This is a genomic window from Corallococcus sp. CA053C (assembly GCF_003611675.1).
GTDB lineage: Bacteria > Myxococcota > Myxococcia > Myxococcales > Myxococcaceae > Corallococcus.
The window spans coordinates 1-13,462 of record NZ_RAWA01000270.1; the positions used below are offsets into that span (position 1 = coordinate 1).

The 13,462-nt window shown below is 68.8% G+C and carries 10 protein-coding genes and 2 pseudogenes; 8 read left to right on the forward strand and 4 right to left on the reverse strand.

The genetic code is table 11. The features are described from left to right. Positions 1–653, reverse strand: a pseudogene (locus D7V97_RS28855) (hypothetical protein); the annotation flags it as partial. A 112-nt stretch (positions 654–765) separates the two neighbouring features. On the opposite strand from D7V97_RS28855, the gene D7V97_RS28860 reads away from it, so the two are divergent. Beyond that, complete coding sequence (locus tag D7V97_RS28860; protein WP_120613855.1) at positions 766–2,214, forward strand: M20 family peptidase; 1,449 nt, start codon at positions 766–768, stop codon at positions 2,212–2,214. Between the two features lie 357 nt (positions 2,215–2,571). Then, the gene (locus tag D7V97_RS28865) at positions 2,572–4,524 is read left to right on the forward strand and encodes a DNRLRE domain-containing protein (RefSeq protein WP_147445017.1); all 1,953 of its coding nucleotides are present in this window, start codon (positions 2,572–2,574) and stop codon (positions 4,522–4,524) included. 92 nt (positions 4,525–4,616) lie between these two features. On the opposite strand, the gene D7V97_RS28870 is transcribed toward D7V97_RS28865, so the two are convergent. Next, a complete protein-coding gene (locus D7V97_RS28870; protein WP_120613857.1) occupies positions 4,617–5,381 on the reverse strand; it encodes a hypothetical protein in 765 nt (254 codons plus the stop codon). A 184-nt stretch (positions 5,382–5,565) separates the two neighbouring features. On the opposite strand from D7V97_RS28870, the gene D7V97_RS28875 reads away from it, so the two are divergent. Further along, positions 5,566–6,456, forward strand: coding sequence for a class I SAM-dependent methyltransferase (locus D7V97_RS28875; RefSeq protein WP_120613858.1), 891 nt, complete (start codon positions 5,566–5,568; stop codon positions 6,454–6,456). Positions 6,457–6,477: 21 nt separating this feature from the next. Here the strand turns inward: D7V97_RS28875 and D7V97_RS28880 are convergent, their stop codons facing one another. Beyond that, positions 6,478–6,849, reverse strand: coding sequence for a VOC family protein (locus D7V97_RS28880; protein WP_120613859.1), 372 nt, complete (start codon positions 6,847–6,849; stop codon positions 6,478–6,480). A gap of 102 nt (positions 6,850–6,951) precedes the next feature. After that, positions 6,952–7,641: a YafY family protein gene (locus D7V97_RS28885; RefSeq protein WP_120613864.1), complete on the reverse strand. Its 690-nt coding sequence runs from the start codon at positions 7,639–7,641 to the stop codon at positions 6,952–6,954. A 347-nt stretch (positions 7,642–7,988) separates the two neighbouring features. On the opposite strand from D7V97_RS28885, the gene D7V97_RS28890 reads away from it, so the two are divergent. The 5 genes and pseudogenes from D7V97_RS28890 to D7V97_RS46070 all read left to right on the forward strand — a co-directional run. After that, on the forward strand, positions 7,989–8,729 hold the full coding sequence (locus D7V97_RS28890; protein ID WP_120613860.1) for an ABC transporter ATP-binding protein: 741 nt from the start codon (positions 7,989–7,991) through the stop codon (positions 8,727–8,729). 1 nt (position 8,730) lies between these two features. Further along, entirely contained in the window at positions 8,731–10,842 is a 2,112-nt protein-coding gene (locus D7V97_RS28895; RefSeq protein WP_120613861.1) for an ABC transporter permease, read from the forward strand. A gap of 4 nt (positions 10,843–10,846) precedes the next feature. Beyond that, positions 10,847–12,148 (forward strand): ABC transporter permease, encoded by a 1,302-nt coding sequence (locus D7V97_RS28900; RefSeq protein ID WP_120613862.1) that lies wholly within the window; start codon positions 10,847–10,849, stop codon positions 12,146–12,148. A 7-nt stretch (positions 12,149–12,155) separates the two neighbouring features. After that, the gene (locus tag D7V97_RS28905) at positions 12,156–12,938 is read left to right on the forward strand and encodes an outer membrane lipoprotein-sorting protein (RefSeq protein ID WP_120613863.1); all 783 of its coding nucleotides are present in this window, start codon (positions 12,156–12,158) and stop codon (positions 12,936–12,938) included. Continuing rightward, positions 12,935–13,462 (forward strand): annotated as a pseudogene (locus tag D7V97_RS46070) (hypothetical protein); the annotation flags it as partial. The gene D7V97_RS28905 and the pseudogene D7V97_RS46070, both read left to right, overlap by 4 nt.

A 13,462-nucleotide genomic window follows, 5' to 3' on the forward strand; every position in this document is an offset into this window, starting at 1 on the left:
CCGACATCCGCGCACGCGCTGTTGAAGAAGCGGGAGTTGATGACCCTCACCCTCCCCCCGCGCACCCACACCGCCCCGCCTCCGTCGAACTCCGTCTCGCTCTTGGAGCTGGCGTCCACGAACGTGAGGTTCTGGAGCGTCAGCCGGGGGTGGTCCTGGTTCTGGCAGTGAGAGGTCGTCCACACCTGCTTCTGGTCGCAGGTGTTCATGTACAGGATGCGGTGCTTGCCCGCGCCGCTGAGCGTCACCAATCCCTTGCCGTCGATGGTGATGTCCGGCCCCTTGTCGTTGAAGACCTTCGCCGTCTTGTCGAGCGTGAGAGTCACCGGCTCCGGTCCGCAGTCGAAGGTGATGACCCCGCCCCGGGCCACGGCTTCGACGAAGGCGGCACTGGTACAGCTCGCGGGCGTTCCGCTACCGACGACGGTGGTGGGCCTGGAGACGTCAGCGAGGCCTGCCTCGGCGGGCACGGTGCACGTGGCCTCCCCGTTCGGATTGCCGGCGGGTGGGCCGTCCTTGGGGTTGGTCAGCGGGTTGGGCACGTCCACGCCCGTCTCATCGCCCGAGCAGCCCATTGTGCAGGCGAGCGCGAAGGTCGCGGCCAGTGAGCGCAGCGCGGGGGTCGGCCACCAGTGAAGTCGCTTCGAGTGCATCAAGCCTCCAGGAGGCAGGCAGTGTAGAGCGGTGATGCACGGGAGACGAGCGGGCGTGTCCATCGCGCCTGCTGCTACGCTCGCGTGCGCCCTCCCCGGGAGCTCCGAGCCGATGAAGCGTGTCCTCCTCGCCCTGCTGATCCTCCTGCTGCTCCTCGTGGGCGTCCTCGTCGTGCGCACGCTGCGCTTCGGCTCGCGGCAGGTGCCCGCCGAACCGGCCGAGCCCTTCCCGGTGGATGCCACCGCGGCCGCGGGCCGCCTCGCCGAGGCGCTGCGCCACCGCACCATCGCCGCCTCCGACGGCACGGGCACGGAGGACGCCGCCTTCGGGGCGCTGCACGCCCAGCTCGTCGCGCAGTTCCCGCGCGTGCACGCGCAGCTCGGGCACGAGGCCGTGGGCGCGCACGCGCACCTCTACACGTGGAAGGGCACGGAGCCCAGCCTGAGCCCCGTGCTGCTGATGGGCCACCTGGACGTGGTGCCCGCGGAGGCGGAGGCCACCTGGATCCACCCACCCTTCGGCGGTGTGGTGGCGGACGGCTACGTCCACGGGCGCGGGACGCTGGACGACAAGGGCAGCGTGCTCGCCATCCTCGAGGCCGTGGAGGGCCTGCTCGCCCAGGGCCACCGCCCGCGCCGCACGGTGCTGCTCGCCTTCGGCGCGGACGAGGAGGTGGGCGGGCGCGACGGTGCCGCCCGCGTGGCCGCGCTGCTGCGCGAGCGTGGCGTGCGCCTGGAGTCGGTGCTGGACGAGGGAGGCACCATCGGCGTGGGGCTCGTGCCCGGCGTGGCCGCACCGGTGGCGCTGGTGGGTGTGGCGGAGAAGGGCTCCACGCGCGTGGAGCTGGTGGTGCGGAGCACGGGCGGGCACGCGTCCATGCCGCCACGGCAGACGGCCGCGGGCATCCTCGCCCGTGCCCTCGTGCGGCTGGAGGAGCACCCCTTCGAGCCCGGGCTCCGTGGCGGGACGCGGGCGCTGTTCGAGCACGTGGGGCCGGAGATGGGCTTCGGCATGCGCCTGCTCTTCGCCAACACCTGGCTCTTCGCCCCCCTCATCGAGCGGCAGATGGCCGCGGCGCCCTCCGCGGACGCCAGCATCCGCACCACGATGGCGGCCACGATGCTCGAAGGCAGCCCCAAGCCCAACGTGCTGCCCTCGCGGGTGCGCGCGGTGCTCAACGTCCGCCCCCTACCGGGCGACAGCCTGGAGGACGTGAGCGCCCACGTGCGCGAGGTGGTGGACGACGCGCGCGTGGAGGTGGCCACCGAGGGCGACGAGGCCTCATCGGTGTCTCGCGTGGACACGGAGGGTTGGCGGCAGCTTCAGCGCAGCATCCGCCAGGTGTTCCCGGACGTGCTGGTGGCGCCCTTCCTCACCGTGGCGGCCACCGACGCCCGCCACTTCCACGGCTTGAGCGACAGCGTGTACCGCTTCATGCCGGTGCGCATGACCCGCGAGGACCTCACGCGCATGCACGGCCGCGACGAGCGGCTCTCCGTCGAAGCGTACGCCGCCGCCATCCGCTTCTACGCGCAGTACCTGCGCAACATCACGCGCTAGCAACGGGGCACGTCATCGCGCCTGCGAGGGCGCCTCCGGCGCGACGGCCCACAGCAGCTCGTCGAGGTGGGAGAGGACGACCGTGGGCGCGCGCGAGCGCAGCAGCGCCTCCACGCCCGGGAAGCGCGGGATGCGGTGAGCCTGTAGCCCATGGGTGCGTTTCCCGCTGAAAAAGGCACTCCCGCACCGTGGCATGACAAGGCCCGTCTGTGATGGGGCTGAGCCGCGCGGATGTTCTTTCATCCTGGAAAATTGCAGTCACCAAGGGAATGACACACAGGCGCAACTGAGCAACGCGTCGCGCGATAACTCCGCCTGCGGAATGGATTTTCCATTTTTTCAGATATCGGAGTGAGCATGAGCATCTCGATGTGGTGGCGCCGTCTGGCGCTGGTTCTTGTTCCTGGCGCCCTCGTCGCGTGTGGCGGCCCCGAGCTGTCGGACGCGGAGGCCGTTGACGCTGTCCCCGAGGCCCACGCCGCGCTGGCCGCGGACGTGACGGTGTCCTTCCAGCGGGGCGTGTCACCTTCGTCGACCTACGCGGGCGTCACCGACACATGGCTCCAGGAGGGCCTGCCATCCACCAACGCGGGCGCGGACACCGTGCTGCGAATGGACCGGGACTACCCGGCGGCCAGCGGGCAGAGCGCCAACGCGCTGCTGCGCTTCGACGTGGGCAGCATCCCCGCGGGCGCGACGGTGCGGTCCGTCACGCTGACCGTCAACGTGACGAACCGGACGAGCGGAGAGGGCTTCTTCCTCTACGCCGCGGGCCGCGACTGGAACGAGGCGCAGGCCACCTGGGCCCGGGCGACCTCAGCCGTCACCTGGAGCACGCCCGGCGCACGCGGCACGGCGGACCGGGGTTCGAGCGTGCTGGGGACGCTCCTGCCCTCCGTCACGGGCCCCTACACCGTGACGCTCGGCGCGGAGGGCATCGCCGCGGTCCAGGCGTGGGTGGACACTCCGGCGAACAACCGGGGCTTCGTGCTGGATGCCAACACGAACATGGACGGGCTGGACCTGGCGTCCTCGGAGGCCGCCACCCTCGCGCAGCGGCCGCAGCTGACCGTCACGTACACGCCTGGCTTCGTGCACCCGGGGCTGCACGTCTCCAAGGCCCAGCTCGACTTCGTCAAGGCGAAGATTGGCGCCGGTGCGCAGCCGTGGCTGGGCCAGTTCAACAAGGCGGTCACTGGCTCGTACGCGAACACGGCCTGGACGCCGAGGCCCGTCCCGACCATCCAGTGTGGCAACAGCGGCAGCACGGTGGACATCGGCTGCTACAACTCCCGGCAGGACGCCCTGCATGCCTATACACTCGCGCTCCTCTGGTATCACACGCGTGAGCAGCGCTACGCGGATGCCGCCATCCGGATCCTCGACGCGTACGCCGACACGCTCCAGACCATCCTCTTCATCAGCGGTGACGTCAGCACGTACAACGGCCCGCTCCAGGCGGCGTGGCTCGCGGAGCTGTTCCCGCGCTCGGCGGAGATCCTCCGCTACAGCGGTTCGGGCTGGACCGAGGAGAAGGCCGTCCGGTTCGGCGACATGCTGAAGCGCGCGGTGCTGCCGCGGATCACCAACGGCTGGGCGGGTGGCGGCTCCAACTGGAACAACTCCATGACGAACGGCGTGATGAACATCGCCGTCTACACGAATGACAAGGCGCTCTTCGACAAGTCGCTCGGCATGTGGCGCGTGCACGTGAAGGAGACCTACTACCTGACGACGGACGGCGCGGCGCCCGTGGCGGCTCCGGACCAGCGCAACCCGGATGGCAGCTGGAAGAGCGGCGTGCTCCTGAGCAGCTGGCGCGGCCAGACCGAGTTCGGCACGGCGCGCGTGAATGGCATCTCCATGGAGGCATGCCGGGACTTCGGCCATGCGACGATGTCGATTGCCTCCATCTCGCAGGCGGCGGAGACGGCGCTCCTCCAGGGAGTGGACCTCTACTCCGAGCAGGAGACGCGGCTCATCGCGAGCGCAGAGTTCATGGCCCGGTTCCTGGTCCCCTACGCCCCGGACAACAACGGCCAGCTCACCATCCCCGTCGACTCCTGGCTGTGCGCGCGCAGGAGCGAGTACGTGTCGAAGAACAGCCAGCCCGTGCCGAACAACACGATGGAGGTGCAGATCCTCCCGACGTGGGAGATCCTCTTCAACCACTACGTGACGCGCAAGGGCCGCTCCATGCCCTCGACGGGAGCGCTCCTTCCCCGCGTGCGCGCGGGCGGCTCCTCCACGGACCTGCAGATGTCGTGGGAGACGCTCACGCACGCGGGCGTGGGCTCCGTGGGGCTGTAGCCAGAGGCCTCGGGAATCCGCACTGTGTTCGCGGGTGGCCACGCCTGGGCGGACTTCAATGCCAGGCGTGGCCTCCCCGCTGGGGCCGGGTGCTACCAGATGCAGGCGAGCCCGGCGGAGTACAGCGGGATGGAGGCCAGCGCACCATCCGGAACGGCACTGTTCGCGGGAGCGGCCGTGACAGACTTGCGCATGGTGGTGGAGCTGCTGTTGATATACCCCATGGTATAAACGGTGCTGCTCGAACGCTCACGGAGGTTCGTTCCGCACCACGGATTGTACGTGGTGCTGGCCAGCGTCCCCAGCGGAACCACCTTCACGCTGGACAAGCCCCCGAAATAGTCGAGGTCCGCCGAAGTGGTGACGGGGTACTTGGCGCCAGCAACCCAGAGATAGATCTGGCTCGTCGAGCGCTCCTGGACCAGGACATTGTAGGAGGGGTTGATGAAGGGCCCCCGCCAGTCGCTGTTCGGGATGTCATTGACCATCCTCCAGTCATCCCAGAAGTCCAGCTCCGTGGGCGACGGAATCCACCAGTACGCCTGCCCCACCACGACGTAGATCTCCGCGGTGCCTTTCTGGCGGATCAGCGTGCCCTCCTGGGGAATCTGCGTGTAGGAGTCGATGGTGGCCTGGGGCAGCGCCACGGTGGTGGCGCCGGAGTACAGGCTGTGCTGCGCAGGAGGGATGTAGAACCTGGCGCCACCCGCCACCACGTAGCGGTTCGAGTTGTTGGTGCTGAGCAGGACGTACCCGTCCGGCACAGACGCGTATCCCGCGAGGGCCTGAGCGCCGAAGAGGCCCAGGCACAGGGCGAGCCAGCGAGGAAGAATTGCAAGGAACGAGACAGCACGCACAGGTTCTTCTCCGTTCAAGAGGGTGTGATGGGGGGTGACCCTGGCCCCTTCGGAGAAGTACCGGGATTGGCGGATACGGGACATCGCCGTGCCGCCAGTGGCGCCAGGCGTGTGACGAAGCGGCCCAAGGCGTCCGTGAGCTGGCCAGGGTATCGGCGGACTGCCCGATTCGAGGACGGCGGACATGAGCGACACCTCACGTGAAGAGCAGGAGGCAGCCCGGGCCCGGATGGTCGGGTTCTGGCGCCACTACGACGCGATGGAGGCGCGGCTGTCGCGCCCCCTGACCGAGCGCATGCTCGACCTGGCGGGTGTGTCGCCGCGAATGCACGTCCTGGATGTCGCCTGTGGACGGGGCGAGCCCGCGGTGCCCGCGGCCCATCGCGTGGGGCCGCGGGGCCGGGTGCTGGGAATCGACCTGGTGGACGGCGTGCTTGAGATTGCCCGGGAGCGGGCGCGGCGAGAGGGCCTGGAGAACATCGCGTTCCAGGTGGCCGACGCCGAGACGCTGGACGTCGGAGCGCGGGCGTTCGACGTGGCCACGCTGCGCTGGGGCTTGATGTACATGCGCGAGCCCGAACGGGCCCTCACATCCATCCACCGCGCGCTGAAGCCCGGGGGCGTGCTTGTCATTGCCTCGTGGGCGGAACCGGCGCGAGTGCCCTGGGCTTCGCTCGCCCGCGGGGTCCTCGAGCGCTACCGCGAGGTCCCTCCCCTTCCGCGCGCCGATGAGCCGGGTGTGTTCCGTCACGCGGACCCGGCCCGCCTGGAGGCAGCCCTCCAGGGGAGCGGCTTCTCGGTGGAGGCCTCCGAGGAGCTGGAGGTCCCCATCGTGGAGGCCCGCGATGCGCGCGACATCGTGACGTGGATCCGGCAGCTGGGTGGGCCCGTGATGAAGCTCGTGGGCGAGCTGCCGGAGCCCCAGCAGCGCGCGTGGGAAGCGGAGCTCATCATGGAGCTGGAGCTGGAGCTGGAGCGGAGCCGCGCTGGAGACACGGTCACGCTGGGGGGCGTGACGCGGCTCACCCTCGCAACCGCCATCGCGGCTCACGGAGGGAAGAGCCCTCGGGAGTGAACCCACACGGCCCGCGCTGCTTCAGGGCGCGCCGGGAGCGAAGACGCGGAGGCGGTGGCCGTCGGGGTCCAGCGCGACGAAGGTGTGGCCGAAGTCCAGGTCCGTGGGCGCCTGGGCGATGGGGAGCCCCCGCCCGCTCCAGTCCGCGTGCATGGCGCGGACGGCGGCCGCGTCCTCCACGGTGAAGGCCAGCTCGGCGCCTCCGCCCGTGGCCTTGGCGGCGGGCTCCACCGTGTGCTTCGACCAGAGCCCGAGCATGACTCCCGACGACAGGGCGAACATCGCGAAGGTCGGTGACGCCTCGACGGGCGGCTTTCCCAGCAGGCCGGCGTAGAAGGTGGCGCTCGCGGACGGGCTGTCGACGTAGAGCAGGACGAAGTTGGGGTCGGCCATGATGGTTCTCCAGGAGGAAGGGGCGCCGAACAGGGCGACCTGTTCGGCGAGACCCGTCATAGGGGAGGCCCCTGTCAGATTCTGTCAGCAGCGAGCACGGAACTACTGCGGATCCACGCGCTCCGCCTCCCGCCACTCGCGCAGGAGCACCTGGCGGCGGCGCGGATAGCCCTCCTCCGACGGTGTCAGCGTGGCGATGCGGTCCGCGCGGAAGTGCCGGAAGCCCTGGCGCAGCTCGCACCACGCGACGACGACGCGCACCCGGTCGAAGAAGCCGAGCGCGAAGGGCCAGATGGTGCGCGTGCTCTCTGCGTCCTTGAGGTCCCGGTAGGTGATGATCAGCTTGCGCTCACCCCGGATGGCCTGCCGGACGGCGCCCAGGTCCAGGCTCCCGGTGACGATGGGCTCCCCGGGCCCGACGAGCAGCGTCGTCGAATCCAGGTCGTCGCGCAGGTCCGCCGGAAGCACCGCGGCAATCTTGGCCAGCGCGTCGCGCGCGGCGAGCCCCAGCCGGTCATCCGCCCGGTGCGCCACCCACCGCGAGCCGAGCACCAGCGCCTCCAGCTCGTCCTCGGAGAACATCAACGGGGGCAGCGTGAAGCCCGGGCGCAGCACGTACCCGAACCCCGGCTCGCCTTCGACACGCGCGCCCTGCGCCTGGAGGCTGGCGATGTCGCGGTAGAGCGTGCGCAGGCTGATGCCCAGCTCGTTGGAGAGCGTGGCGCCACTCACGGGCGTTCGCTGCCGGCGGAGCAGCTGGAGCAGGTCGAGCAGTCGTTCGGCGCGGGACACGGTGCGGCAAGCATAGAGCGGCGCCACGCTCCCGGTACCGGCTCACACCCACTGTGTGCCTCCAGCACGCACCCCTGCCTCCTTCCAGGGAGGCGCGACACTTTCGCGTGCACCGGATTCAATTGGGTCTGTCTTGACCGGATGCACTGAACCCATTACGTGCCGGTACGCCTTCCCGGGTTCTGGCCGCGCCCGCCGCGCGGCCCCGGTGGAAGGCACGGGGGCCAGGCATGACGGAGTGGGACGCCGCAGGCGCATCACCCTACAGCTCCAGGTGAGCGCAGCCTCCGCGTCCCCCAGCTCCGCCCGTTCCGGCCGCACCCCATGACCTTGAAAGGAAGCACCGCATGAACGCCGCAGCGAAGTCCCCCATCGTTTCCATCACGAACGTGACGAAGGACTACACCCTGGGCAAGGTCGTCGTGCCAGCGCTCCGGGGCGTGGACCTCCAGGTCCACGCGGGTGAGTTCATCTCCATCGCTGGGCCGTCCGGCAGCGGCAAGACGACGCTGCTCAACCTCATCGGCTGCGTGGACACCTCCACCACCGGCGTGGTCAGTGTGGCCGGCCAGGACACCCAGAAGCTCAGCGAGCGCCAGCTCACCGACCTGCGCCTGCACACCATCGGCTTCATCTTCCAGAGCTTCAACCTGGTGTCGGTGCTCACCGTCTTCCAGAACGTGGAGTTCCCACTGCTCCTCCAGCGCAAGCTGGACAAGGCGCAGCGCAAGGAGCGGGTGATGCAGCTCTTGGAGCAGGTGGGCCTGGCCAGCCACGCGAAGCACCGCCCCAACGAGCTGTCCGGTGGCCAGCGCCAGCGCGTGGCCGTGGCGCGCGCGCTCGTCACCCGGCCCCAGCTGGTGCTGGCGGACGAGCCCACCGCCAACCTCGACTCCGTGACGGGCCAGCACATCATCGACCTGATGAAGGAGCTCAACCAGAAGGAGGGCACCACCTTCATCTTCTCCACCCACGACGCCAAGGTGATGAGCCACGCCAACGCCGTGTGGCGCCTGGCGGACGGGAAGATCCTGGACAAGCTCAGCGCCGCCGAGGCGCAGCAGGCCATGGCCGTGGGGAGTCACTGACATGGGAGGACACTTCCGTCTGCTGTTGCAGGTCGCGTTCCGCAACCTGTTCACCAGCAAGATCAACCTGCTCATCGGCGGCATCATCTTCCTGGGCACGCTGCTCGTGGTGGTGGGCGGCGCGCTCTTGGACAGCATGGACAGCGCCATGAGCCGCAGCATCATCGGCAGTGTGGCCGGGCACATCCAGGTCTACTCGGACGACTCCAAGGACGAGCTGGGCCTGTTCGGCAACATGGGCGGCGAGCCGGACCTGGCGGCGGTGGATGACTTCAGCCGCATCAAGCCGGTGCTGGAGAAGCACCCCAACGTGAAGACGGTGGTGCCCATGGGCACCAACGGCGCGCTCATCACCTCCGGCAACACGGTGGACCTGACGCTGGCCCGCCTCCGGGACCTCTACAAGAAGCGCGCGGAGGGCGGTGAGACGCCCGCCCTCCGGGAGAACATCGACAGCCTCAAGGCGCACGTGCGGCAGATGGTGGCGATCATGGAGGAGGATCTGGCCAAGAGCCGCGAACTCCTGAGCGACACCGCCCGGACGCCGGAGGAGCGCGAGTCACTGGCCCGCGCCCGCTCGGAGGCGTTCTGGGACGGCTTCGAGCAGGACCCGTTCAGCGCGCTGGAGTTCCTGGAGAACCGCATCGCCCCGCAGATTCCGGACGGCGACATGCTCTACCTCCGCTACGCGGGGACGGACCTGGACCGCTTCCAGAGCACCTTCGACCGCATGGAGGTGGTGGACGGGCAGCCGGTGCCGCACGGCCAGCGCGGCATGCTGCTCTCCAAGTTCTTCTACGAGGAATACCTCAAGCTGAAGACCGCGCGCCGGTTGGACATGATCAAACAGGAGCGCGAGCTCAACAAGAAGACGATCGCCGCCGACCCCCAGCTGCAGCGCTGGGTGAAGGAGAACCAGACGCAGACGCGGGAGATCGTCTTCCAGTTGGATCCCATCAAGACGCGCCAGGTGGTGGAGCGCCTGCAGAAGGTCCTGGGCAGCCAGGAGCCGAAGCTGGAGAAGCTCCTGTCCTCCTTCCTCACCACGGACGACGCCAACTTCGACACCCGCTACGCGCAGTTCTACGCGGAGCTGGCGCCGCTGCTGGAGCTCTACCGCCTGCGCCTGGGTGACAGCCTCACCATCACCGCCTTCACGCGCAGCGGCTACGTGCAGAGCGTCAACGTGAAGGTCTACGGCACCTACCAGTTCAAGGGGCTGGAGAAGTCCGCGCTGGCCGGCGCCCTCAACCTGATGGATCTGATGTCCTTCCGGGACCTGTACGGCTACCTCACCGTCGACAAGAAGGCGGAGCTCGTCGAACTGCAGAAGCAGAGCGGCGTGAAGGCCGTGGCGCGGGAGAACGCGGAGGAGGCCCTCTTCGGCGAGGAGAGCGGCAACAACCTGGTGGCGGACGCCACCCCCGGCCTCATCAACGACCAGGAGTCGCTCAGGGGGGCCATGGATTCGCTGCGCAGGGACGACCTGACGAAGCGCGTCTACTCGCAGGCGGAGATCGAGCAGGGGGTGGTGCTCAGCTCGGCCATCATCCTGAAGGACCCGGAGAAGCTCCAGCAGACCATGGCGGAGCTGCGGCAGTCGGCGAAGGACGCCGGGCTGAAGCTGCGGGTGGTGTCCTGGCAGCAGGCGGCGGGCCTCCTGGGCCAGTTCGTGATGATGGCGAAGCTGGTGCTCTACGCCGCCGTCTTCATCATCTTCATCGTGGTGCTGGTCATCATCAACAACGCGATGATGATGGCCACGCTCCAGCGCGTGCGCGAGGTGGGCACCATGCGGGCCATTGGCGCCCAGCGCTCGTTCGTGCTCGGCATGGTGCTGGTGGAGACGCTGCTGCTGGGCCTGGTGTTCGGCGCGGGCGGCGCGCTGGTGGGCAGCGGCATCATGGCGGCCCTGGGCCACGTGGGCATCCCCGCGGGCAACGAGGCGCTGTACTTCTTCTTCTCCGGGCCGCGGCTGTACCCCAGCCTCAGTGCGGGCAACCTGATCGCGGCGTTCATCATCGTGATGGTCGTCTCCGCCATCTCCACCCTCTACCCGGCGTTCCTGGCCACGCGCGTGTCGCCGCTCCAGGCGATGCAGACGGACGAGTAAGCCCATGCTCCAGCTCTTCCTCATCGCATTCCGAAACCTCGGCACCCACCGCCGCCGCACGCTGCTGCTGGGCGGGGCCATCGCCGGCGTCACCGCGCTGCTCGTCATCCTGAACGGGCTGTCCAACGGCATGGCGGCCACAATGCTGCGCTCGGCCACCACCCTCTCCACCGGTCACGTCAACGTGGCTGGCTTCTACAAGGTCACCGCCGGCCAGTCCGCGCCGGTGGTGACGGGCTACCCGAAGATCATCGAGCAGGTCCGCAAGGACGTGCCGGAGCTGGACTACATCGTCCACCGCGGCCGCGGCTGGGTGAAGATGGTCAGCGACACGTCCTCCCTGCAGGTGGGGCTGGGCGGCATCGACGTGCAGGCCGAGCCGGGCATCCGCAACGTCCTCCAGGTCAAGGAAGGCTCCCTGGACGGGCTGGCCGAACCCGACACCGTGCTGCTCTTCGAGAAGCAGGCCAAGCGCCTGGAGGTCAAGGTGGGTGACACCGTGACGCTCTCCGCGCCCACCATGCGCGGCACCAACAACACGGTGGACGTGCGGGTGGCCGCTGTCGCCGCCAACGTGGGGCTGATGAGCGACTTCAACGTCTTCGTCCCGTCGAAGACGCTGCGCGCGCTCTACCAGCTCAAGGACGACACCACCGGCGCCATCTACCTGTACCTGAAGGACCTGAAGCAGGTGCAGACGGTACAGGCGCGGCTGCGCCAGACGTTGGCGGCCTCCGGTTACGAACTGATGGACAACGACCCGCGCTCCTTCTGGATGAAGTTCGAGGTCGTCAACCGCGAGGGGTGGACGGGCCAGAAGCTGGACATCACCAACTGGGAGGACGAGATCTCCTTCATCACCTGGACGCTCACCGCGCTCAACGGTCTCACCGGCGTCCTCATCTTCGTCCTGCTGGTCATCATCTGCGTGGGCATCATGAACACGCTGTGGATCGCCATCCGCGAGCGCACGCGGGAGATTGGCACGCTGCGCGCCATTGGCATGCAGCGCACGCGGGTGCTGGCGATGTTCGTCTTCGAGGCGCTGACACTGGGCCTCCTGGGGACCGTCGCCGGGGCCCTGTTGGGGCTGGCGGTGTGCCTGTCCGTCAACGCCGCGGACCTCTCCGTTCCGGACGTGGTGGCGGTGTTCATCATGTCGGAGAAGCTGCACCTGGCGGTCAACCCCGGCTCGGTGGTGGGCTCCGTCCTCTTCATCACCGCCTGCACCACGGCGATCTCGCTCATTCCTTCCTTCCTCGCCGCGCGGCTCAAGCCTGTCACGGCGATGCACCACATCGGGTGAATCCTCCATGACCCTCAAGAACCTGCTGTCCGCCGCGGTGCTCACCGTGGCCCTGCTGTCCGCCCCGGCGGCGCTGGCGTTGGAGCCGGCGGAGATGGTGAAGCTGCTCGCCACCATCGACGACCGCCAGCGCAATGGCGGCGACTACAAGGCGCTCATCTACCTGGAGCAGAAGGAGAAGGACAAGACAGACGCCGTGCGCGAGGCGTTCGTCTACCGGCGCGACGCGGACGACAAGCTGATGATTCTTTTCAGCCGTCCCAAGACGGAGGCCGGCAAGGGCTACCTGCGGTTGGACAAGAACCTCTGGAGCTATGACCCCAACGTGGGCAAGTGGGAGCGGCGCACGGAGCGCGAGCGCATCGCCGGCACCGACAGCCGCCGCGCCGACTTCGACGAGTCCCGCCTGGCCGAGGAGTACGAGCCTTCCTTCGAGGGCGAGGGGAAGCTGGGCAAGTACACGGCGAACATGCTGACCCTCAAGGCCAAGCAGGGCGTGGACGTGGCCTATCCCGTCATCAAACTGTGGGTGGACAAGGAGTCCACCAACGTCCTCAAGCGCGAGGAGTACGCGCTGTCCGGGCGGAAGATGCGCACGCTGCTCTACCCCCGCTGGAAGAAGCTCTTCAGCGAGTCCAAGGGCGCCGACGTCTGGTTCCCCGAGGAGATCCGCATCTACGACGAGGTGGAGAAGGCCAACTCCACCGTCATCCTCATCAAGTCCATCGACCTGCGTTCGCTGGAAGCCAACCTCTTCACCAAGGCGTGGCTCGAGAGCAAGAGCCGATGACCCCCCGCAACCTCACCGTGGCCGCGGCGCTGTCCGCGGCCCTCGCCAGCGCGCCCGTGCTCGCCCAGGCTCCGGGCGCGGCGGGTGCGGGTGACCGGCCCGACGAGAATGCCCTCTTCGGCGGCGAGTCCGACACGCCCGCCGAGCCCCCGCAGGAGCGCCCCAGCGACGATGAAGTCTTCGGTGGGGACGAGGCGCCGTCGTCCGGTGCGCCGACGGAGCGGCAATCCACCCCCAGCGAGTCCACCGCCCCCGCTGGCGACCGGGACTCGGAGGCCCTGGGGGGCCCGGCGACCCGCAGCGCGTTCGACTCCGCCGAGGCGGTGGATGATCCGCTGAAGATTGGCGGCCTGTTCTACCTGCGCGCCTTCGTGGCGGGACAAGAGGGCGTGTCCTTCGGCAACACCGCGTTCTCCGCGCCCACGCTGGTGGATGGCTACTTCGACGCGCGTCCCACGGACCGGCTGCGCGCCTTCGTGGTGGGGCGGTTGACCTACGACCCCACCCTCCCCTGTCTCTTATAC

What these genes read in the sequence shown, in the direction of transcription:
- D7V97_RS28860 (WP_120613855.1), top strand. Translation starts at nt 766, where the DNA reads ATGAAGCGTGTCCTCCTCGCCCTGCTGATCCTCCTGCTGCTCCTCGTG.
- D7V97_RS28865 (WP_147445017.1), top strand. Translation starts at nt 2,572, where the DNA reads ATGAGCATCTCGATGTGGTGGCGCCGTCTGGCGCTGGTTCTTGTTCCT.
- D7V97_RS28875 (WP_120613858.1), top strand. Translation starts at nt 5,566, where the DNA reads ATGAGCGACACCTCACGTGAAGAGCAGGAGGCAGCCCGGGCCCGGATG.
- D7V97_RS28880 (WP_120613859.1), bottom strand. Translation starts at nt 6,849, where the DNA reads ATGGCCGACCCCAACTTCGTCCTGCTCTACGTCGACAGCCCGTCCGCG.
- D7V97_RS28890 (WP_120613860.1), top strand. Translation starts at nt 7,989, where the DNA reads ATGAACGCCGCAGCGAAGTCCCCCATCGTTTCCATCACGAACGTGACG.
- D7V97_RS28895 (WP_120613861.1), top strand. Translation starts at nt 8,731, where the DNA reads ATGGGAGGACACTTCCGTCTGCTGTTGCAGGTCGCGTTCCGCAACCTG.
- D7V97_RS28900 (WP_120613862.1), top strand. Translation starts at nt 10,847, where the DNA reads ATGCTCCAGCTCTTCCTCATCGCATTCCGAAACCTCGGCACCCACCGC.
- D7V97_RS28905 (WP_120613863.1), top strand. Translation starts at nt 12,156, where the DNA reads ATGACCCTCAAGAACCTGCTGTCCGCCGCGGTGCTCACCGTGGCCCTG.